The 590-nt window shown below is 48.5% G+C and carries 1 protein-coding gene; it reads left to right on the forward strand.

Going from position 1 to position 590, the window contains the following annotated elements; genetic code table 11:
- Positions 1–110 precede the first annotated feature (110 nt).
- On the forward strand, positions 111–590 hold a 480-nt coding region (locus tag NE664_12790), incomplete at its 3' end, for a F0F1 ATP synthase subunit alpha (protein MCQ4727512.1).

The raw sequence follows: 590 nt of genomic DNA on the forward strand, positions 1-590 counted from the left end.
TCCAGTCTGGGCGGCGGATTTGTGATCCGCACCGGCGATGTGGAGACAGACTGGAGTATAAAAGGACGTATGAAACAGTTAGAGCAAATATTGATGCGGAGGTGAGAAGCGTGGGTTCAATCAATTCAGATGAGATTATTTCCATCTTAAGAAGCGAGATTGAAGATTATGACGTACATGCAAGAGACCAGGAGGTCGGCACAGTCATCGGAATCGGTGACGGAATCGCGACGATTTATGGAATTGACCACGCCATGTACGGCGAGATCGTTATCTTTGATAACGGTGTAAAAGGTATGGTACAGGATATCAGACGGGATGACATCGGCTGCATCCTGTTTGGTTCAGATAAAGAGATTAAAGAGGGATGTAAGGTTACGAGAACGAAGAAACGTGCCGGTATCCCGGTTGGCGACGCTTATATAGGAAGGGTTGTCAACGCATTGGGCGCCCCCATTGACGGAAAAGGCGAGATTAAGTCCGATGATTACCGCCCGATCGAGAATGAGGCGCCGGGTATTATTGACAGAAAGAGCGTTTCGGTCCCCATGGAGACTGGAATCTTAGCCATTGACTCCATGTTCCCCATT

The sequence above is a fragment of the Anaerotignum faecicola genome, from assembly GCA_024460105.1.
GTDB lineage: Bacteria > Bacillota > Clostridia > Lachnospirales > Anaerotignaceae > JANFXS01.